The following is a 22240-nucleotide window of genomic DNA, read 5'->3' as shown; positions in this document are numbered from 1 at the left end:
GGCATGTGTTATAACATGCCGCGGGCCTTTTCTACAGATAAAGCTCTACTTGTCAAATAGGGATTAACCTTTAGGACAGTTGTGCTTATCAGGGGTTTTTATCCGTTTGGCCAGAGACCTGTCACTGTCTCGGCTTACTCCATACTCAACTGTCAAGCAATATCTTCACGATGCGCTCGGCCGTCCTGCCGTCCCAACGCTCAGGCAGCGCGCTTTTTTTCCATGTGCCGGCCACCATCTTGGCAAGCAGCGTCCCAAGTTTTGACGGGTCCTCGTCCACGAGTTCGTTAGTTCCAACTTTCACCGTTTCCACGTGCTCCGTGTAGCTGTTCAGCGTGATGCACGGCACTTGGTTGAAAGTGGCTTCCTCGGCCACGTTGCCCGAGTCGGTAATCACGCCGGCGGCATGCGCGGCAAGATAGGAGAAGTCAAGGTACGCCAGCGGTTCCACGAAGATGAAATTCCGCTCGGCCTTGTCGCCCAAAACGTCCATGACGGCCTGCTTGGCAAGCCTGCGCAGCGGTGCCACCACTGGCATGCCGCCACGCTTCCTGACGATGGTGTCAAGCATCTTGCCGAGATTGTCGCGGTGCCCAATGAGAGCCTTGCGGTTGAGCGTAAACAGCAGGTAGCCCCTGTCCGCAAGTGCCAGCTCATCGAAAATGGCCGGTTTTTGCAGTGTGTTCCTGATGTATCGCATGTTGTCCATGAGCACATTGCCCACCATGTACACCTTGGACAGCTCCGCCCCTTCCCGGTTGGCTATGGAGTTGTTGCTCATGCCAGCGGTAAAAAGTATGTCCGACAAGCCGTCTATCACCAATCGATTAATCTCCTTGGGCATGGCTATGTCGAACGAGCGCGTGCCGGCGGCTATGTGCGCCAACCTGACTCCTTGTTTCTTGGCCACGATAGCCACGGCCAGGGTGGAGGCGAGGTCGTCCACCACGACCACCGTGTCGGTGGCGTGTTTTTGCAGGTAGCGCTCAAAGGCTGCCATGACCCTGCCCGTAAGCTCGTTGAGATTTTCGCACGTCACGCCAAGATACACGTCCGGGCGGCGTATGCCCAAGTCGTCAAAGAGCGATCTCTCGAGCGTTGGGTCAGTCTCGTCTCCAGAGAATACCAAGTGGTAGTCTACCGTCTCGCCACGCTCTTTTGCCGACTCCAACGCGCGGATCACCGGTGCCACCTTGATAAAATTTGGGCGGGCTCCGCATACTATGCAAACATTCATAATTCTTCTTTTATATGTTTATGGTGTCAAAAAAATGATGGCGCGCCTCAAGCCCACCATCATCATGCCTCGCCTTGCGGCACGTCGGGCATGCCGCGAGGCGAGGCGGAGTTATGAGTTCTTGAACAATTCTTTAATGCCACCAAGGCTTCCCATCACGTTGGTAGCCTCGTAGGGCAGGAACACGGTCTTGTTCTGGTCGCCAGTGGCGAGCTCTTGCATCATCTGGATGTACTTTTGCGCTAAAAGGTAGTTGGCCGGATTGGTGGAGTTTCCCACGGCCTCCGTGATCTTGTCTATGGCGACGGCCTCGGCCTCGGCCTTGCGAATGCGCGCTTGCGCCTCGCCCTCGGCGCGCAATATGGCTTGCTGCTTGTCGGCTTCGGCCCGGTTGATGATAGCGGCCTTCTCTCCCTCCGACTTCAGTATCTGCGACTGCTTGGTGCCCTCGGACGTCAGGATGATGGCACGTTTGTCGCGCTCGGCCTGCATCTGCTTCTCCATGGCCTGCAACACGCTCTGTGGCGGAATGATATCTTGCAGCTCCACGCGGTTCACCTTGATGCCCCACTTGTTGGTGGCGTCATCGAGCACGCCGCGCAAGCGCGTGTTGATAATGTCGCGCGAGGTGAGCGTCTGGTCCAACTCCATCTCGCCGATGATGTTACGCAGCGTGGTTTGCGTGAGCTTCTCAATGGCGTTGGGCAGGTTGTTGATTTCATAGACAGCCTTGAACGGGTCCACGATTTGGAAATAGAGCAGCGCGTTAATTTGCATCTGGATGTTATCCTTGGTGATAACATTCTGCTTGTCAAAGTCGTACACTTGCTCGCGCAGGTCTATGGAGTTGCTGTACACATACCGTCCTCGGTTCATTGTGACAACGGTCTTTGCCCTGTCCACGAACGGGATGATAACATTGATTCCCGGTTTTAATGTGGCGTAATACCTACCGAGACGCTCTATGATTTTGGTCTCGCTCTGCGGGATGATGACAATGGCGGCCTTGGCAAAAATCAACACCAACACGACCAATCCGATTAAAACATACGTTCCTATTGTTAACATACTATAATTATTGGTTAATACGTTCCACTGTAACAATGATACTCTCCCTGCCCACCACTCTTACCATCGCTCCTTTCTCGATGTCAGAGCCATCCGCGCTCACGGCTTTCCACTCGTCGCCATCCACTCGCACGTACCCAGCCGATTGCTCGGTAATGGGTTCGATCAGCAGGCCCTCCCTTCCTATCAGCGCGTCGGCGTTGCTCAGCCGGCCATTGTCATGGCTATGCAAGTATCTCAAGACAAATGGGCGCACCGCGAAAATGCTCAGCGCGGAGAAAACGACAAACGCGACAACCTGCGTCCAAAATGGAATGCACAGGAGCGAAGCGATAATAGCGCAGGCGGCGCCAATGGCAAAACACATCAAATAGAAAGTTCCGGTCGAGACCTCTAATATCAAAGCCAGCACGGTGATCAGCGTCCATACCAACCAAAAATGACTATTAAGGTAATCTATCATTGTTAATGTTGTTCGGATTAAAGTTTTACAGTTGTAAAGTTAAATAAAATATTTAATTTCGCCAACGATTTAACATGAAATAATCAACTAAATGTCATACATGGCGTTTATGGGCAGCCCCGGTGGGTTAGCGACATGTCATGACGTCACGACGTATTGAATGGCATTGCGTTAGACCTTGGCCAAAGTGCCTTCTCCAACACTTGGGTCGATCTCCGGCCCCAAAGATTGAGCGAGCAAGCGAGCCTATCGCCTGCGCGGGCGCAACGTGACAAGCGGTATGAGCATTTCCTCCATGGATATACCGCCGTGCTGGAAAGTGTCTTTGTAGTATGACACGTAGTAGTTGTAGTTGTTGGGATAGGCGAAAAAGTTGTGTCCCGTGGCGAAAACATAGCTTGTGCTTACGTTGGGCGAGGGCAACCGCGCCATGCGGGGGTCATTGATGGCGAAAACGTCCTTGGCCGAGTAGCTCAGGTTTTTTCCGAGCTTGTACCGCAAGTTGGTGTTGGTGTTCCGGTCGCCTACAATCTTCGTGGGGGTGAAACAGCGTATGGAGCCGTGGTCTGTGGTGACGATGACTTTGTAATCGCTCTCCGCCAAGCGTTGGAAGAGGTCCGCGATGACGGAGTGTCGCATCCAGCTCAGCGTGATGCTGCGGTAGGCGCTCTCGTCGTTGGCCAACTCGCGGATCATCCTCGACTCCGTGCGCGAGTGCGAGAGCATGTCCACGAAATTGATCACCACAACGTTAAGGTCGTTCGTGGCGAGCGAGTTGTACTGCTGCAAGAATTTCTCGGCGGCGGCCGAGTCGTTTATCTTGCTGTAGCTGAACTTGCAATGCCGTCTATAACGGTCTATCTGTGTCTGTATGAGTGGAGCCTCGTTCAGGTTCTTGCCCTCCTCACTGTCCTCGTCTACCCACAAATTCGGAAACATCTTAGCTATATCACTGGGCATAAGTCCACTAAAAATGGCGTTGCGCGCGTACTGCGTGGCGGTGGGCAACAAGCTCATGTACATGTCTTCGTCCATGTCAAACTGCCCCCCGAGGTCCATGGCGAGCAATCGCCATTGGTCCCAGCGGAAATTGTCTATCAGTACGAAAAATACTTTCTCACCATTGTCAAGGGCCGGGAACACTCGCTCCCTGAATATGTCTTGGCTCATCAAGGGCCTGTCCGCTTGCTTGTGGCGCGCCACGGGCAATGACGGCTTCACCCAGTCTATATAGTGTTTTTTTATATATTTGGCAAAGCCAACGTCGGCGTCCGCCTTTTGCATTCGCAGCATTTCGGCCATGCCACTCTTCGCGGCGCTTAGCTCTATCTCCCATCGCACTATGCGCTTATATATGTCCATCCATCCGGCATGGCTGTCGCATTGGTCTATTTGCGTGGCTATTTGTTGGTATTCCTGCTGGTAGCCAGTCTGCGTCACCTCGGTGACGATCTCCTTTCGGTGTATGTTTTTCTTTAGCGTCAGAAGAATTTGGGCAGGGTTGACAGGCTTGATGAGATAGTCGGCTATTTTCGACCCGATAGCTTGTTCCATGATATTCTCCTCTTCGCTCTTGGTCACCATTACCACAGGCGTTTGCGGCTGTATGTCCTTGACGCGCTGCAATGTCTCCAAGCCGGTGAGCCCGGGCATCATCTCGTCGAGCATAATAAGGTCGAACGTCTGCTTTTGACACCTCTCTATGGCGTCGCTGCCATTGCTCACGGTCATCACGGAGTAGCCCTTTTTCTCAAGGAAAATGGTGTAAGGCTTGAGCATGTCCATCTCATCGTCCACCCAAAGTATAGTTCCGTTGTTCATCTTTAAAATCCTTCTAAATCATAATACTCATCTTCCAAGTCGTAATTTTCACGTCTCGGCTCTGTCTTTCTCGGCACATTCGTTTTGTTCTTCACGTCATTGCCCTTGGCATTTTGTTTCTTGTCCTTGGCGGATATTTTGTCACGAGTGTTCGCGGCACGCTTCCTTGCCGCTTTCGGGCGTGCCTTGCTTGGCGGCACGCCGTCCGCATCGTCAAGGATAACGTCAGCCCCGTGGCTCAACATGGGAACTTTCTGTCGCGCGGTTGGCGCCGGCTCGGCCGGTATGGTGGTGGCGCGCGGCCGGTCTCTTGTTGGTGTTGGCGCTGGGGTATCGTTCATGGGAATGGTAGTGCCATTGGTGGGGGTTGATATTTGGGGCATTACAAACGTATCGTTGAGAGAATTGTCTATCTCGGTTTCGCTAACAGGGGTCTGCGCCTTCTCACTTGGCCGTGTCGACACCTCTGCCGGCTCTGTGAGCAAACGATACGTGGATACCTTCAGTGGAGCGAAGTGTTTGGCATAAAAGGCGGCATAATCGTCATAGCTGTAGTTTGCGCCCAGCAATGGGAGATTTTCCTCGCTGATGATCACAGGGCGTGCCTTGCCGATAAGTTTGGCCATGTTTTTTTGCTTAAGCACCTCTCGCGCATATTGCAACGCTTCGTCATAATTGCGGAAACCGTTCACTTGCATGCGCCTTGCGCCATTGTCCTCCACGACGCTGATATTGAAATCGCGAACCAAATAACTTGTAAAATTGTAACGAGCCAAGTCAAATAGCAACTTGTTTTGGTTAACGGAGTCTGGTTGATACACCAACATAAACACGAAGTTGGTGTTGCGCTCATTGCTCAATTTCTTGGCATTGATGGAGTCGCTGTCACTCAAGACCACATTGCGCCGAGCCCAAATTTCGCCTATGTCAAACCTTCCGCCATGCAATTTGCGCCCCTCGCTCACTCCGTTGAGGATCATGCCGGCCATCTCCGCCAATCCGCTTTGTGGATAGTCGGCCACCAATCGTCTCATGTCTGCCAAGCATCCGCTGGCATCGCCACCGTCAAGTTTGGTCAGCGCGCCTACAAACAAGAATTTGTCGCGGTTGGCCCCCATCGGAAATCTCGTCTCGGACAATTTGGCGTTGACGCCCACCTCGCCATACCTGCCGGCCTTAAAAGCAGCGTAGGTGGCAGCGTAGATGGAGTCTTCAAGGTGTGTCCCTTCCTTGGCGTTTTGCGCGAAGCAAGGGTCTGACAGTATCTTTGTCCACTGACTTTTGGGGTATTCGGCCTTCAGTCGACCCACGTACCCCTCCGCCTGCGCCATGTGTCCCATGCGCGCGTAAAGCAAAAATAGGTGGTAGTAGGTCTCGTCATTTCGCTCGTAAGTGGGATATTGCGCCACCAATCGTGTCAACGCCCGCTCACACAATGGCAAATTGTCCAACTTGTCCTTGAAAATCACGCCGCTGTTAAAAAGGCCGTCCATGATGATGAGGTCGCTGGCTGCCTTCTGGTCGGCATCGAAGGGTATCTGTGCCAAATAATACTCGCGACTGTATGGGTCGTTTTGCACGCTGTCGGGCGCCTCGCCGAGCGAGTCGGCCACGGCTTCGGCGCGAGCGATGGAGTCGCGGGCGGCATCGGTCATCTCGGGTGTCCCGTCATACGCGCCCATGCCAGCCACCACAGTGGTGTTGGCCCGCTGCCAGTTGTCCACGTTGTCGCGCTTGCCCCACAACCGCGCGAATTGTTTTTTTCCTTGCTGCACAGCCATCGGGTTATAGAAATACCAAGCGCCATCCCGCTGTCGCGGGCTTGGCATGGGCCTCGTGAGTTCGTCGTCCACATCGCCCATCAGCTCGTTTTGTCGCGTCACTTGCGCCGCCTCCTCTTCCTGTTGGCGCCGTCGTTCCTCTTTCTCTTTTTCTTTCAACGCCACGATCACCCGGTCTATGGCTATGTTGCGCTCGCGCTCGCCCATCTTGGCGAGCGCCTGCAACGAGTCTTGCAGGTGCACGGCCTCTGTGTATGGCACCAACTCGTCGAGAGCCTTGGACCGTCGCGCGAGCCGCTCATAGCCAGCCCGCTCCTTGTCGAGCAGTCCGATGGCTTGCCCATAGCAACGTTGGGCGTCACTGTATCGTTCTTGCACCCAGTACAAGTCGCCCAATCTTTGCAGCAGCGTCCCTTTCTCAATGCCCTCGCGCTTGGCCTTGGCGGCTCCCCGCTCGTAGTGGGCTATGGCTTTGGCGGTGTCTCGCTGGGCCAGGTAGATATTGCCAATGGCATAGTAAACCTGATCGAGATAGTCCTTGTTCTTGTCAGAGGCGGCCATACGCTTGAGTCTCGACACCATCTTTTTGGTGTGGGTTTCTGCCATCACCTCCGTCTGGGCTATACGGGCGTTAAATTCCAATTCGTATGGCGGGTTTTGACGAATGGTCAGCTGATAGGCTTTGTACGCCTCGGCCTTGCGCCCCAAAGCAGCCTCCAGCTGTCCCAGCAAGAAACACTCGCGGGCTTTTTGTTTCTTGCGCATCTCTCGCTTGATGACCCTTTTGAGGCAAGGTATGGCCTTCCCGTATTGCTCCGTGCGGATGTAATAGTCCGCATAGGTGTAGTCCCATTCCTTGCGCGCCTGCCAGTGTATGGAGTCGCGCTCCATATCTCTTATCACGTCTTCGGCGTCGTAGAGCTGGTTGTTCTCTATGTAGCATTTGGCCAACCATGCCCTTGCCTTTCCATAGATGGCTGGTTGCGTGCGGTAAAGCCTGCTCATGTAATTGAACGTGGAGGCCGCCGCGTCGAAGTCGCCTTGGTGGAATTGCGCCCTCCCCATGAGCATCCAGGCCTTCCATAAGAATGGGTTGTACTCCTTCCGGCCCAGCCATTCCCTGTCTCGCTCGGTCTTCCGACGGTTCTTGTCCCATGTTGGCCTGCGCTTGATGCTGTGCAACTTGATGGCCTTTTCCGCCTTCACGATGGCCCGGTCAAAGTTTGCCTTGCCCAAATCCCTGCTCTGCTTGTTGCCCACGACGTAGAGAGGTATGAGCTCCGTGTAGTTGTCCTTGTTGCCGTTTTCCTTTTCGAGTGAGCCGTCTATATAGGCCAAGTTGCCATTGTAGTACACGTTATACCGGGTATTGAACGAGTGCCACCACCGAGACCGGGCGGTGTTGTTCTCGGTGGAACACGCCATGAGGAGAGCCGCGAGGCTTGCCATGGCAAGGATAAGCGTGTGTGGCTTGTTATTCAACTGATAAATGTTACTTTAATATGATGGTCTTTCCCTTTCTCGCGACGTTGGCGATGTTGTCTTGATTTACCCATGGCCTTGTCATTCGGCCAGTTGTATGTACTCGCTCTTGATGCCGTCTGGCATGTTGATGCCCCGTAACGTGAGGCTTCGGCTCCATGCCCGCACCTCTTCTGGCCGGAGTGTCTCCAGCACCTCGGCAAACTCGTCGGTCTCCTCTTCCGTGTAGGCGTCAGACGAGCGGCCCTTGTAAGCGTCGAGCTCCTCGTCGTCAAAATATTCCACGGGTTTCGTGGCAGCTCTCATCAAGCACACCTGCTCGCATTCCGCGGTAGGGTCCGCGCAGGTGGCGCAGTTGCCGGTCTCCGCCTCGGCGATGGGTTCCTCGCCGTGTCGGCGATAAGACACATATCCCATGATGGCAGTGACAAAGCCCAAAACGATAAGCGATAGCAAGAGATATAGCATGTGGCGCGGTGTTTGGTGATAAAAAGTATTGCGTTGTCGTCGCGACGGGCGCGTTTTCAATAAGCGTGGGCGAATGGGGCGAACCCCGGCCTGTCGCTCATTCTTCCACGATGTCGAAGCCGGCGAGCCTCAAGTGGTCCCAAAATCGGGGATATGACTTGGCCACCACATTAGGGTTGTTCATGCGCAGGGTGCGATATTTCAACGCCAAGGGGGCGAAAGCCATCGCCATGCGATGGTCGTCATAGGTGTCGATGGGCTCGAACGACGCCTCGCAGCGCCCACGATCCCATACCAATTCAGAATCGTTCTCGCAATGAATGAGGATCCCTACCTTACGCAATTCGCGTTTGAGAGCCTCTATGCGGTCTGTTTCTTTAATTCTTAGGCTGCCCAATCCTTTGAAATGGAACGGTATGTCGAGCGCGCAACAGGTCACCACGGCTGTTTGGGCAAGATCCGGACAGTTCACGAAGTCAAAGTCCAACCGCTGCACACGCCCCATTCTCGGCGCGATTCGCGCGGCTGAGGGCCGTCCATTCTCTGCATCGACAAAGGTGGTTTTGATGCCCAATAACGAGTAGATGTATTTTACCGCCGAGTCGCCCTGCTTGGAGCCGTCGGTCAATCCGTTGAGAGTCAGCGTGGCGTTGGCATCCTCTGAGAGCGCGAGCATCTCGTACCAATAGCTGGCCGAGGTCCAGTCGCTCTCTATAACATAAGGTATAGGTTTGTATGGCACGGGTCTCACGGTGATAATGTCTCCCCCGGTCCAGTCGGCGTCGGCTCCAAATGCCTTCATCATGTACAGCGTCAGGTCTATGTATGGGCGCGACACGATGTCGTCCGTGAGCCGCAGTTCCAACCCGTTTTCCATCGTTGGCCCCACCATCAACAGGGCGGAGATGTACTGCGAGCTTACGTCGGCCGGCATTTCCACGCGCCCGCCGGGCAGCCTTTTGCCCTTGATGCGCAGGGGTGGGAAACCCTCCTCGCCCTCATAGGCTATGTCTGCGCCGAGCTTTACCAACGCGTTGACAAGCTGGGCGATGGGACGTTGCCTCATGCGCGGCGTGCCGGTAAGGACATGCTCACCCTCAGTCACGGCGAGATAAGCCGTCATGAACCGCATGGCCGTGCCCGCCGCATGGATGTCTATGACAGGCGGATTGGTTTTAAGCGCATTGATCACCACCTGCGTGTCGTCACAGTCGGAGAGGTTTTGGGGCAAAACGGGCGCGCCAGCCTGCGCGTTAATGATGAGCGCGCGATTGCTCACACTTTTTGAGGCGGGCAAATTGATAGTGGCTTCGAGCCGCTGTGGAGCTGTTATCTTATAGGTCATGGACAAGAGATAAGTTCTGTGCTGATGGGCCTCATGGCTTCGCGTTGTCATATTTTGACATGGGGCAACTTCTTGGAAGCTTGGTGCCTGATCATTCTTGGTTTGATATTGAGAGCGTCCTCGCGCTCCTCGGAGCCTCGTGTGCGCTTGTTGGCGCCGTTGAGCTTGGGGCCGGGGATGAGCGGACTGTAGTAGAGCACATGGCGAACGCGCGCCTTTTGGTCGGCCGAAAATTTGTAGCCCATGGTGAATGAGTAATCCATCACGTTGTCGCTGAGAAATTTAGACCCATCGCAAGCGTGTCGCCCTATGAGGTAATTGGCGTCCATCTTTTGGCGAGGCGTGGTCAACATGTAATCTCTTAGGAAATTATTGTACTCCTTGCGATTGTACGAGGGCGTGTCCTTGCAGTGATCCGTGTCGGCGCAAGAGTCCACCACGTTGAACACCTCGCCCTTGGCGTCACGCCCCACGCTCTCGGCAAAGACATGGAACAAGCCAAGATAGTGGCCCAGCTCGTGCGCCAAGGTCACCACGATGTCGGTGGGCACGAGCGTCATGGTGCGATGCTGGCCGTCGGTATACCTGTTGGATTGAAAATAGCCGCCGTCCGGCGACCGCCCGGCATACACGCTGTTGATAGACGAGCAGAGTATGTTGCCCAACTGTCGCTTGCTGATATATTTCCTGTCCACGGTCTGCAGGCCCTCCAACGGATGGTCTGCCTTGATGGTCAGGGGCATGTGCGACAGCCCCAGCACCTCACCGTCTCCGCCGGATTTGAAATGGTACATCATCACGTTAATGTACTCGTTGGGGTCCCACATGTATTTCGTGTTCGCGCGATCGGACATGAACGCCTCCTCGTCAATGGGATACTCGCCCGTATAGCGCACGTACTCCACTCCCGGGGTAGGCAGCGCGCGCCCGTTCTCGTCACGCTCGGCCAGCACAAACCGCAATCCCATGTTGGCGCTCTTGCCATATATTCCACCGCTATAAATCTCGTTGACATATTGCAGCAGGCTTCTCAACCGTGGCGCGGGTATATATTGCGTGGCATCGTCCTTGTCTTGGTAGAGCACGTGGAATATCACGGGCAGCTGGTATTCGTAGTTGTCGTCCACGGGGCTCTTGGTCTCATCCTGATCTTGGTCCGCCACGCCGGTCGCCGTCGCCGGGCCCAAGCCGTCGTCTCCTCCACACGATGCCATCAACAAGAGCAATGTCGCCCAGATCGCCGCTAAGTGTTTCATCCGCTTGTCATTTTGTTGTTGTCATGGTTTTCGGGCCGCGCCATCCCCGCGTTGTTGACATTTGTCGCGACAACCGTTTCGCAAAGATGGGGCGCGGCCGCGCCGCCACACTTTATACCGCAAATTTACAAAATAATATGCCAACCCCACCACAAACCATTGACATAATAACATTAAATATTTAAAACGAATTAAAAACCTACACTAAAATTTGGCCATGTCACGTTTAATGCCTATCTTTGCACCCACAAGTCCGGGATTTGGCGCAGTTGGTAGCGCACACGTCTGGGGGGCGCGAGGTCGCTGGTTCGAGTCCAGTAATCCCGACTTAACAAAAAGAGCTGACAATCGATTGATTGCAGCTCTTTTTTATTTTTCCCGCAAATTGCCTCATCCCATTCAAGTCGGCCGCTCTTGGCTCCGTCTCACATCGCGAGCGGCGACTATGGCGAATGGGATATAACGTCAAGGCAAGCCACGTGTCACCTCGCCTTGCTCGCTTCGTAGTACCGCATGGCCACGGGCATCTCTTTTTGCAGGGCCGCTATGCGCTTGGAATCCGCGGGGTGCGTGCTCAAGAAATCGCTGCCCCCACCCTTGCCACTTGACATACGCTCCCAGAATGGTATGGCCGCGCGTGGATCGTAGCCTGCCATGGCCGCGAAAACAAGCCCGATATGGTCGGCCTCCAACTCGTTGTCGCGGCTGTATTTCAGATTGGCGAAAGAAAAGCCCTGCTTGGCCAACGCCGAGGCGATGTCGCCCACGCCACTGCCCACGGCGTTGTTGAGCAACGTGCCCAATATGGCCGTGCCATATTGCTGGCGTATGGCTTTAGACATTTGCTCGGCAGAGTGTTTAGCCACGGCATGGGCTATCTCGTGACCCAAGACGATGGCAAGCGCACTCTCGTTCTGCGTGTAGGGCAACAAGCCCTCGTACACGGCTATCTTGCCGCCCGGCATGCAGAACGCGTTGGCCTCTTTGCCCTTGACAAGGTTAAACTCCCAAGCGAATTTGTTGGCCTCGTTGGCCGCGCCGTTATTCCTGAGAAAGGTTTCCACAGACCTCGCCAACCGCTGTCCCACACGGCGCACCATGGCCGAGTTGGCCGAGTTGGAAGACAACACGCTCTTCTTGAGAAACTCGTTGTATTGCTGACTGCTCAGAGACATCAGTTGCTCATCGCTCACCAATATATTATGCTTGCGACCGGTGATTGGCACCGTGGAAGTGGTTCCGCACGCCGACACCAGCATGGAGGCCACCACCGTCATAAACCAAAATTTTAACTTTTTCATCTTGACTATATTATATGTTTTCATATATTTGCAAATATAGTGATTATTAACTATACTCGGCGCCAATCCTCTCCACTTTTTATCTTTTTTAAAGCTATGGGCGCGACCGGCAAGTTGGCGTTTCCAGATTTTCGACGCATCGTGGCTATATTCTCAAAATAATTGCATATTTTTGTCTCATCTTCACGCGCGCAAAGCCAGCCACACGCGCGCCAATGGTCGTTTGGCCCCAAAAGCCAGCGCGCGCGCACCTCATAACATGATGTAAAAACAATGGCATGAAAGTAAGTATCGTCCAAACAGACATAGCATGGGCCAACCCGGAGGCCAACGCGACAGCCATCGGCCGCATGCTCGACACCCACACGGGCGCCGACCTGTATGTGCTGCCCGAGATGTTCTCGACGGGATTTGCCACCAATCCTGACGACATCGCCGAGAGCGACGGCCTGTCTATCAGATGGATGAGCGAGCAAGCTCGCTCGCGCCAATGCGCCATGATGGGCAGCGTGGCCACCAAAGAGGCGGGACGGTTTTTCAACCGCCTGTATTTCGTATGGCCAGACGGCAACGTGGAGCACTACGACAAACGCCACCTCTTCAGCCATGGCGGAGAAGACAAGCGGTTCACGGCCGGGCGCCGACGCGTGGTGGTGGCCTATCGGGGCTTCAGAATATTGTTGCAGGTGTGCTACGACCTGCGCTTCCCAGTGTTCAGCCGCAACCGGCAAGACTATGACATGGCGGTGTACGTGGCCAATTGGCCCACATCTCGGCTATCCGCCTGGACCGCGCTGCTGCGCGCCCGCGCCATCGAGAACCAATGCTTCGTGGTGGGCGTCAACCGCGTGGGCCAAGACCCCACTTGCCAATACAGTGGCGGCAGCGAGATCATAGATTTCCAAGGGCGTACCATCGCCGGCTGCCAGCACGGGCTGCCCGGCGTGGCCACGGCCGACCTGAGCCTTGACGAGCTCTTAGAAGCGAGGAGACGCTTTGCCGTCCTGCCAGACGCGGACAATTTCACGCTGGCGGATTGACCACCAAGGCAACGCGGGCAACGCATATCGCCCACCTCCAAAAGACGTTGAAAGAAACCGACAAAAATGTTCTAAAATCGCCGTATTTACCACCACCACGCACATTGGCCGCAAATACGCCACGCACGCGAGTTTTCCTCAAACGGCGACAAATCAATCACTTATAAAGAAAAACGCGCTTCCTTGTCTTAAAAAGTTTTTCCTTGCCCTCGCCATTGGTAACTATTCATGCCGCCATCAACGCCCGATGGGGGCGCGATAGCGGCTTATAGGGCACCCCATAGCTACCTTATCGACACATGATGGGATAGCAATGGGCCGAGAAAACTCTCAGAACGCCACCGGAAAGCGTGGCTTGACATGCAAAATCCGCAAAATTCGCGCTAAAAACAATGGTAGCGCAAGGCCTGTTTTCGTGATTTTTTATCAACATTTTACTTGGGCGGCCGACCTGTCCATTATAAAATATTAACGGTTGGCATGCGCTCGCCCATTCTTATTTTTTTAAATTCGCGCCATCAAACAGACTTTCAAAAACAAACAAACACGCACACGCCACATGAACGAGAACCCTCGCCACACATCACCCGCGCGCTCGGTGCGCCTCATCGCCTTTGACGCTGACGACACGCTTTGGGACAACCAGTCTCACTTCGCGCGCGTTGAGCGCGCCTATTGCGACATCCTCGCGCCCTTCGGCGACGCCCACGAGGTGTCGGCAGCCCTCTTCAGCACAGAGAGCGACAACATGCCCCTGTTGGGCTATGGTTGCAAGGCGTTCACCATATCGCTGGTCGAGACGGCCGTGAGAATTAGCGAGGGGCGCGTGCCAGCGACAGACATCCTGCGCATCGTGAACCTCGGCAAGGAGCTGCTCTCGTTGCCAGCCACGCCCCTGCCCCACGTGGCCGACACGCTGCGAGGGCTGCGAGACACAGGCAGATACCGGTTGGCGGTCTTCACCAAGGGCGAGCTGTTAGACCAGCGGAACAAGTTGGAGCGGTCGGGCTTGGGCCCGCTGTTTGATGACATCGTGGTGGTGGCCGACAAAACGCAGGCCGAATATCGCCGGTTGTGCCACTTGTTCGAGGTCGACGCCGGAGAGACGCTCATGGTGGGCAACTCGTTCAAGTCTGACGTTGAGCCGATGCTGCGGCTTGGCGGATGGGCCGCGCACATTCCGTTTCACACCACTTGGCGGCATGAGGAGACCGAAGAGTACGACCATCAGCGCCTCTTCAAGCTGCATGACATCAAAGACGTGCTGACGTTGATGCGCTGACGCAGGGCACCACGCGCCCATGCGGTCCGCGCCCGGGCGCGCTTGCGGACGGCCCGCGCTCACCCTTGCTTGGCCAACGCCTTGGCCAACACCACGGCATTGTTGCGCGTCTCGTCTTTCGCGGCATAGAGCAGGGTTACCACGTCATGCGCTCGCAGTTCGGCCACGAATTGAGCGTAAGCCTCGCTCACGGCCAGCTCGGCCTCGTAACGGCGAGAGAACTCGTCAAAACGAGCCGGGTCGTGCCCGAACCATTTGCGCAGTTCCGTGGAGGGAGCTACCTCCTTGGCCCACCTGTCCAATCGCGCGCACTCTTTCTTGACGCCCCGGGGCCAAACGCGATCCACCAAGACGCGAAAGCCATCGCCGGGCTCGGCGCCCTCGTAAACCCTTTTCAAGCAAATCTTCATTTTATCAATCGTTTTTGCGCTAAACATTATTTGGCGACGCGTTTGAGCAACGACGCCAAACGGTCGACGCCCAAGGCTCGCGACAAGCGCAAAGATAGCCATTAGCCACGAACGAGACAAGAAACGAGGCCGAAATATTTTCGGCGCGTGGCGCGCGAGGCTCGGCGACGCGTCGACCCACGATAGTTTTATTGGAGAATTCGCGCAAAATGTGCTTGATCTAAATGGATTATCGCAAAAAATAATGTATATTTGCTGTAAATTCGGTGAACTATGAATCTGAACAAGATTAAAGACATCTTGGATAGCAAAAGTATCTCACAAAATTGGCTGACAAAAAAGTTAGGCAAGAACTTTATCGCCGTCAATCGTCCCGCTCGAAAATAAACACTAACCCAAGTTAGAGACACGTCTTGAAAATCTCAACGAGTTTTAGAAGTTGACCTCAAAAATTTAATTGCCGAAGAGAACGAGAGAGTGAAATGAACGCATAGTTTCCCGTCTACGCAAATTATTATGCAGTATAACTTCTGATAATAAAATATTATTTGAACATGGGCATAAGCAAAGAATTAACGGAAGAGGATGTCAAGTACCGTTACATCAATGAAGCTATCACAAGCAAAGGGTGGCCAAAGGATAGCATATTCATGGAACGGAAGGTTAGGTTTACGGACGGCAAAATCAGCCTTCGTGGCAATCTTGTGCATAGAGAGAGGCCGAAGTTTGCCGACTACGTGCTCTATGCGAACAAGGCAACGCCCATAGCCATTGTAGAAGCGAAGGACGCCAACCACTCCGTCTCCCACGGATTGCAACAAGCCAAGACCTATGCCCAAATGCTTGACGTGAAATTTGCCTACAGCTCAAATGGCGAAGGCTTTGCAGAACATGATTTTTTGACAGGCAAGGAGCGCACTTTTGCCATGGAAGAGTTTCCTACGAAAGAGGAACTTATCCAAAGATACAAAAGCGAGGCTAACGGTGGCAACGGGCTTAATGACCAAGAGTTGGCTGTCATCGCGCAGCCTTACTGCACAGGCCAGAATATTTTTCCACCACGATATTATCAGCGCAATGCCATCAACCGCACTGTCAACGCCATAGCAAAAGGACAGGGTCGCGCGCTCCTCGTCATGGCAACTGGAACGGGCAAGACTTATACTGCCTTTCAGATAGTATGGCGTTTGCTACATAGCAAATTGAAGAAGAAAGTGTTATACCTCGCCGACCGCAACATTTTGGTTGACCAATCCATACAACAGGACTTTAAGCCACTGGAAAAGGTGACTCACAAGATAGACTACTCAAAAGACAAGAACCACTTGGAGGAATTGAGTTCGTATCAAGTGTTTTTCGCGCTCTATCAACAGCTGATTGGGCAGAACGATGCCAAGAATTACCAAGAGTTGTTTCCAAACCCCGACTATTTTGACCTCGTTATCGTTGACGAGTGTCATAGAGGCAGCGCGAAAGATGACAGCAACTGGCGAAACATTTTGGATTACTTCTCCTCGGCCACTCATATTGGCATGACTGCCACCCCGAAAGAAACGAAGTATCAATCAAGCATTGGCTATTTTGGCGAGCCTGTCTATACTTACAGTCTTAAAAATGGAATAGAGGACGGCTTCCTCGCCCCATTCAAGGTAATCAACATCACGACAAACATAGGCGATGAGTGGAGACCAACAAAAGGACAAAAGGACATACACGGCAACGAGATAGAAGACCGTATCTATACAATAGCGACTACGACTATAATATTGTAATAGAAGACCGCATCAGGGAAGTGGCGCGAGAGATAACCAACTATTTGAAAAGCACGGACCGCATGGCAAAGACCATCGTGTTCTGCGCGGACGAGACTCACGCGGAACGCATGCGCATGGCTTTGACGAACGCCAACGCTGACATGTGCAAGAAAAACCCAGATTATGTGGTTCGCATAACAGGTAGTGACGAATACGGAAAAAGCAAGTTGGACTACTTCATCTCCGTCGCGGAGAAATATCCTGTCATAGCGACGACAAGCAAGTTGCTTTCGACTGGCGTTGATTGCAAAATGACAAAACTGATAGTCCTTGACCAACAAATAGGCTCCATGACAGAGTTCAAACAGATAATAGGCCGTGGCACCCGTCTTCGTGAAAAGGAGGGAAAGACATATTTCACAGTTATGGACTTCCGCAATGTGACACGATTGTTCGCGGACCCCGATTGGGACGGACCGATAGAGATAGACCCCAACTATCCGCCCAAAGAAAAAGGGCCTGCGCCGTATGTGCTTCCAGAAGAGAGCGCAGCCACTGGGGTGAAAGAGCCAGAACCTGCGCCACGCCCCAAACCGATAGTGGCCAAGGACGGGTGCCAAGTGATGATTATCAACAAGGTAGTCTCTGTCTATGACACAAACGGCAAGTTGCTTCGTACGGAGAGCGTAACAGACTATACCAAGAAAAGTATCATCGACACATACGCAACGATTGACACGTTCACGACGAAGTGGCAAGAAACCAAGAAAAAGTCTGACATCGCTGAAATGCTCAAAGAAAGTGGTATTGACCTCGCGGCGTTGAAGCGCGCGGAAAACATGGACGATGTGGATGATTTCGATTTCATCTGCCATATAGCCTATGGCAAGAAAACGCTTACACGGCATGAGCGCGCCGAGCAGGTGAAGAAGCGAGACATCTTCAGCAAGTATGGCGAACAGGCACGCGGCGTGCTTGAAGCCTTGTTGGACAAGTACATCAAAGAGGGTATTTCGGAATTGGAAAGCCTTACCGTGCTTGAGAATGATCCTTTCCGCAAATTGGGTTCCAAGGCGAACATCGTGAAATTCTTCGGTGGCAAGCAAGGTTATCTTGATGCCGTGAAGGAATTGGAGCAACACATATATAATATAGCGTAAAATAGAAACTTTTCGACAAGCCAAACGAACAGAGCCAAGATTTCCTGAGCTATGTCGTGGCGAGAAAAGATGCACAATGTGAAACAACAGATGAGTTTATCAAATTTCGTAAAACGGGTACGCAATATCATGCGCAATGACGCTGGTATCAACGGTGACGCGCAACGTATAGAGCAAATGGCATGGATGCTGTTTTTGAAAGTCTATGACGAGAAAGAGAACGACTGGGAATTGGACGATGACGATTACAAGTCTATCGTTCCCGAGGAATGCCGTTGGCGCAACTGGGCGCATGACGATGGCAGCGGCAATGCCTTGACGGGTGATGATTTGCTTGCGTTTGTCAACAACACCTTGTTTGTCAAGCTAAAAAGAATAGAGATAACGCCAGACACCCCAATTCGTCAAGCGATTGTCAAGACAACTTTTGAGGATGCCAACCAGTATATGAAGGATGGCGTGCAGCTCCGCCAAGTGATCAATGTAATTGACGGATTAAACCTTGGCGACTATGAAGAGAGCCACGCCTTCGGTGAGATATACGAAACCATCTTGAAAGAAATGCAGTCGGCTGGCTCGTCTGGCGAGTTCTACACTCCCAGAGCCTTAACCAAGTTTATGGCAGAAATCGTCAATCCACGGATTGGCGAGAAAATGGCTGACTTCGCTTGTGGTACAGGTGGATTTATTACGAGTTGGCTGGGCGAACTGGATAAAAAAGTAAAGACAGCGGAAGACCGTAAGGAGTACAATCAATCTGTATTTGGTATCGAGAAAAAGCAATTCCCATATATGCTGTGCGTGACAAACCTGTTGCTGCATGGTATCGACACGCCATTGGTGTTTCACGACAACTCGCTTACAAAGGACGTGCTCAACTATACGGACGATGACAAGTTTGATGTGGTGTTGATGAATCCTCCATACGGTGGCAACGAGAAGGCTGATGTCAAGTCACATTTCCCCTCTGACATGCGCAGCAGCGAGACCGCCGACTTGTTCATGGTGCTTATCATGTACCGACTGAAGAAGAATGGGCGCGCGGCGGTCATTGTGCCAGACGGTTTCCTCTTTGGCGCTGACAACACAAAGATTGCCATCAAGACGAAGTTGCTTCGCGATTTCAACCTGCACACCATCATCCGTTTGCCTGGCAGCATCTTCGCTCCTTACACTTCCATTGCCACAAACATACTGTTCTTCGACAACACCCGCGCAGACGACGCGCCCGAAGGTTTCTCCACTAAGGACACTTGGTTCTATCGTCTCGACATGCCAGAGGGTTATAAGCATTTCTCCAAGACAAAATCCATGAAATCGGAGCATTGCGACCCTATCCGTGAGTGGTGGGACGACCGCAAGGAGATGATTATTGCCGACGGTGACGAGAAGGCGCGCAGCTACCCTGTGCAGGAGTTGATAGATACTGATTGTAACTTCGACTTGTGTAAGTTCCCGAAAGAGGATGAGGAAATCCTGCCTCCTGCCGAACTGCTTGCCAATTATTTCAAGAAACGCAAGGCTCTCGACCATGAAATAGACAAGACCTTGGCTGAGATACAGCGTATCTTGGGGATAAATATTCAAATTGATAACGAATAATACGAAGTCATGAAGGATCTGACAGTATCAAACATAGAGCGTCAGAATGTATTGAACAATCGTTTTGCGATTGAACACATACAAAAGACATTGGACATTACAGGAATGATGTTCGATGGCGAATATCGTTTCACAAAGAAAATGGTAGCAGATTTCTATGAAGTTGAAGAACGAACAATAGAACGATATATCGAAAATTATAGTTCAGAATTATCTGCCAATGGATACTTTTTATGTAAGGGGAAACGGCTGAAAGATTTAAAGTTACAGTTTGCTCCCGTCATAAATGTCGGGAGCAAGACTACGCAACTGGGTCTGTTCAATTTTCGCTCGTTTCTTAATATCGGAATGCTGTTGGCTGAGAGTGAAAAGGCAAAGGCTTTGCGCAGTGCCATCTTGGACATAGTAATAGCAACAATCAATGAAAAGACAGGCGGTGGAACAAAGTATATCAATCGACGGGATGTGAACTACATACCAGCCGCCATTACAGAAGAAAACTACCGTAAGAACCTTACTTCGGCTATGAACCAGTGTGTAGCAGGACACAAGACCTACAAGTATTCCCAAGTGACCGACTATATATACAAGGCTGCGTTCAAGGAGAATGCCAAGGAATACAGAAACGTATTGTCCCTTGATTCAAAAGACAATGTGCGTCACACACTCTATGCAGAGGTGCTGCTTGTCATATCCTCATTTGAGAATGGCGTGGGTGCTACCATACAGCAAAGATTCAAAGAAAATGGCGGTAGATTGTTGTCAATGGAAGAAGTGAAGGCAATTGTCAATGATTTGGCAGAACATCCTATGCAAAAGCCTTATCTTAATGATGCTCGCACCAAAATGGCTTCTCGTGACTATAGTTTCCGTGACGCCTATCATGGAAATATTGCAGAATACTTGAAAGCAGTAACGCCAGAGGAGTATGAGCGTTTTATCGGTGAAAAATCAATTGATTTTGACAATATCCTTGCAGAGAACAAGGATGTATTGAAACGATTGAAACAAGCAGATAACGATGAATAAGGAAACTCTATATATCAGCTACGATGAAGCCATTAATGTCTATTGCAAGATGATAGATGCCAGTGATGGTGGATTTGAAGGCGTGAGAGACGAGGGCGGCATTCTTGCCTCTCTCGATTTCGTGCAGAATGATATGTATTATCCCGACTTTGCCGATAAACTCTGTTATTTGGTGTTCAAGTTCTGTTCTGGTCATTATTTTAATGATGGTAACAAACGTATTGCCTTGACACTTGGAGCATATTTTCTATACAAAAACTCCTACTTTTGGCAAGCGACAACGTTTATGCGTCAGATGGAGTCAATCGTTTATCATGTTGCTGCATCCAACATCGACCAAAACTTGCTTCTCCGCATAATGACTTGTTTCATGAATGGTGAGGATTACGATGAGGAATTGAAGATAGACATTGCCAATGCGATGAGCAAAGGGGAGTTAGGCGTCAGAGGTGAAGACTATGAATAATTTATGAATTGGCTAATCACCGGTTAGCCAATTCACAAAGTAAAGAACAATGAACGGAAAACAATTAAAGAACAGCATATTACAATGGGCGATACAGGGAAAACTTGTACCGCCTGTCTGCCGACAGGCAGGCAAGACTCTAATGACGAACCCTGAACCAAGAGATAAAGGTAAGGAGTGTTGGTTTACATATGTAATTGAGTGTGAAGATGGCAGTTTTTATAAAGGATTTACGGATAATCTTTTGAGACGCTACCAACAACATTGCAATGGAACTGGTGCAGATTACACAAAAACGCATAAGCCCAAACAATTATATTATTGGGAAATGCATTATTCTAAAGAAGCCGCATTGCAAAGGGAAAAATACTTAAAGTCTGGTGCTGGCAGAGAATGGTTCAAAAAGGAGGTTGTTGATAAACCTGAAAATTTTGAGCCAGCAAGCGTATTGCTTGAAAAGATTCGCAAAGAGAAAGAACGCTTGATCAAGGAGAAGAAAATCAAGCGTGACAAAAACGCATCCATTATCTACCGTGGTGACGACAATTCCCATTATGAGAAGATAATCGCCACGGGCGAGGTGAAGTGCATTGATGACGAAGTGCCGTTTGAGATTCCACAAGGGTGGGAATGGGAGCGTTGGGGTAATATATCCCAATCTATCCAATATGGATATAATGCTCCAGCATTGGTACATGGTACAATAAAAATGGTTCGCATTAGCGACATTCACGAAAATTGCGTTTTTTGGGACAACGTACCATATTGTCAAATCGAAGAAAAGGATATTGATACGTACCTGTTGAAAGTTAACGACATTCTCTTTGCACGAACAGGTGGTACCGTAGGAAAATCATTTTTAGTTGAAGAAATACCAGAAAAAGCCATTTATGCTGGGTATTTGATAAGAACGAGATACAGCTCTTTACTTAATCCTCGTTACATGAAGTCGTTTATGGAGAGTCAGTTGTATTGGGAACAACTCAAAAATGGAACTATAGCCACAGCTCAACCAAATTGTAATGGCAAAACACTTGCCAAAATGTTATTGCCCGTACCTCCAACAAAGGAACAAGATAGGATCATTAAAAAACTAACACAATTGTCTTCGTTCTTGGATAATTATGGTCTATGCCAAGTTAGATTGAATCTGTTGAACGAGGAGATAAAAGAACAGTTAAAAAAGTCCATTCTACAGGAAGCTATTCAAGGCAGACTTGTTCCTCAGATTGCAGGAGAAGGCACAGCCCAAGAATTGCTTCAACAAATAAAAGA

16 protein-coding genes, 1 tRNA gene and 1 pseudogene are annotated in these 22240 nt (G+C 51.5%); 8 read left to right on the top strand and 10 right to left on the bottom strand.

Translation table 11 applies throughout. The annotated features are described in order from the left end of the window. Nucleotides 1-145: 145 nt before the first annotated feature. From HMPREF1640_RS00795 to HMPREF1640_RS00760, 8 genes are all read right to left on the bottom strand, one after another. The gene (locus tag HMPREF1640_RS00795) at nt 146-1237 is read right to left on the bottom strand and encodes a UDP-N-acetyl glucosamine 2-epimerase (RefSeq protein ID WP_036891534.1); all 1092 of its coding nucleotides are present in this window, start codon (nt 1235-1237) and stop codon (nt 146-148) included. 111 nt (nt 1238-1348) lie between these two features. Then, nucleotides 1349-2305 carry an SPFH domain-containing protein gene (locus HMPREF1640_RS00790; RefSeq protein WP_036891533.1) on the bottom strand — a complete coding sequence of 319 codons (957 nt, stop codon included), beginning with the start codon at nt 2303-2305 and terminating at the stop codon, nt 1349-1351. A gap of 7 nt (nt 2306-2312) precedes the next feature. Further along, entirely contained in the window at nt 2313-2768 is a 456-nt protein-coding gene (locus HMPREF1640_RS00785; protein WP_036891532.1) for an NfeD family protein, read from the bottom strand. A 246-nt stretch (nt 2769-3014) separates the two neighbouring features. After that, nucleotides 3015-4589, bottom strand: coding sequence for a PglZ domain-containing protein (locus HMPREF1640_RS00780; protein WP_036891530.1), 1575 nt, complete (start codon nt 4587-4589; stop codon nt 3015-3017). A gap of 2 nt (nt 4590-4591) precedes the next feature. Next, nucleotides 4592-7819: a lipopolysaccharide assembly protein LapB gene (locus HMPREF1640_RS00775; protein ID WP_036891529.1), complete on the bottom strand. Its 3228-nt coding sequence runs from the start codon at nt 7817-7819 to the stop codon at nt 4592-4594. Nucleotides 7820-7933: 114 nt separating this feature from the next. Beyond that, the gene (locus tag HMPREF1640_RS00770; protein ID WP_036891528.1) at nt 7934-8320 is read right to left on the bottom strand and encodes a hypothetical protein; all 387 of its coding nucleotides are present in this window, start codon (nt 8318-8320) and stop codon (nt 7934-7936) included. Between the two features lie 97 nt (nt 8321-8417). Beyond that, nucleotides 8418-9665, bottom strand: coding sequence for a 3-phosphoshikimate 1-carboxyvinyltransferase (locus tag HMPREF1640_RS00765; protein ID WP_036891541.1), 1248 nt, complete (start codon nt 9663-9665; stop codon nt 8418-8420). A gap of 47 nt (nt 9666-9712) precedes the next feature. After that, nucleotides 9713-10921 carry a zinc-dependent metalloproteinase lipoprotein gene (locus tag HMPREF1640_RS00760; RefSeq protein WP_052051645.1) on the bottom strand — a complete coding sequence of 403 codons (1209 nt, stop codon included), beginning with the start codon at nt 10919-10921 and terminating at the stop codon, nt 9713-9715. Nucleotides 10922-11175: 254 nt separating this feature from the next. On the opposite strand from HMPREF1640_RS00760, the gene HMPREF1640_RS00755 reads away from it, so the two are divergent. Beyond that, a tRNA-Pro gene (locus HMPREF1640_RS00755) sits at nt 11176-11248 on the top strand. A 155-nt stretch (nt 11249-11403) separates the two neighbouring features. Here the strand turns inward: HMPREF1640_RS00755 and HMPREF1640_RS00750 are convergent. Then, nucleotides 11404-12222 (bottom strand): M48 family metallopeptidase, encoded by an 819-nt coding sequence (locus tag HMPREF1640_RS00750; RefSeq protein ID WP_081935228.1) that lies wholly within the window; start codon nt 12220-12222, stop codon nt 11404-11406. A 278-nt stretch (nt 12223-12500) separates the two neighbouring features. On the opposite strand from HMPREF1640_RS00750, the gene HMPREF1640_RS00740 reads away from it, so the two are divergent. Together HMPREF1640_RS00740 and HMPREF1640_RS00735 are read left to right on the top strand one after the other, a co-directional pair. Beyond that, nucleotides 12501-13262, top strand: a complete 762-nt coding sequence (locus HMPREF1640_RS00740) for an amidohydrolase (RefSeq protein WP_036891526.1) — start codon at nt 12501-12503, stop codon at nt 13260-13262. Between the two features lie 559 nt (nt 13263-13821). Continuing rightward, entirely contained in the window at nt 13822-14544 is a 723-nt protein-coding gene (locus HMPREF1640_RS00735) for an HAD family hydrolase (RefSeq protein ID WP_036891525.1), read from the top strand. Between the two features lie 59 nt (nt 14545-14603). On the opposite strand, the gene HMPREF1640_RS00730 is transcribed toward HMPREF1640_RS00735, so the two are convergent. After that, nucleotides 14604-14954: a DUF488 domain-containing protein gene (locus HMPREF1640_RS00730; RefSeq protein WP_036891537.1), complete on the bottom strand. Its 351-nt coding sequence runs from the start codon at nt 14952-14954 to the stop codon at nt 14604-14606. Nucleotides 14955-15508: 554 nt separating this feature from the next. Between HMPREF1640_RS00730 and hsdR the strand changes: the two are divergent. The 5 genes and pseudogenes from hsdR to HMPREF1640_RS00695 form a co-directional block, all read left to right on the top strand. Next, nucleotides 15509-17868, top strand: a pseudogene (gene hsdR / locus HMPREF1640_RS00715) (EcoAI/FtnUII family type I restriction enzme subunit R). 90 nt (nt 17869-17958) lie between these two features. After that, nucleotides 17959-19470 carry a class I SAM-dependent DNA methyltransferase gene (locus HMPREF1640_RS00710; protein ID WP_036891536.1) on the top strand — a complete coding sequence of 504 codons (1512 nt, stop codon included), beginning with the start codon at nt 17959-17961 and terminating at the stop codon, nt 19468-19470. A gap of 9 nt (nt 19471-19479) precedes the next feature. After that, nucleotides 19480-20499 (top strand): hypothetical protein, encoded by a 1020-nt coding sequence (locus tag HMPREF1640_RS00705; protein ID WP_036891521.1) that lies wholly within the window; start codon nt 19480-19482, stop codon nt 20497-20499. Then, complete coding sequence (locus tag HMPREF1640_RS00700; protein ID WP_036891520.1) at nt 20492-20965, top strand: Fic family protein; 474 nt, start codon at nt 20492-20494, stop codon at nt 20963-20965. Before HMPREF1640_RS00705 ends, HMPREF1640_RS00700 begins: the two co-directional genes overlap by 8 nt. A 49-nt stretch (nt 20966-21014) precedes the next feature. Then, the coding region (locus HMPREF1640_RS00695) for a GIY-YIG nuclease family protein (RefSeq protein WP_197051465.1) at nt 21015-22240 on the top strand (1226 nt) is incomplete at its 3' end.

It is taken from the genome of Prevotella sp. S7-1-8 (genome assembly GCF_000758925.1).
GTDB lineage: Bacteria > Bacteroidota > Bacteroidia > Bacteroidales > Bacteroidaceae > Prevotella.
This window is presented reverse-complemented; position numbering and strand designations above follow the sequence as displayed.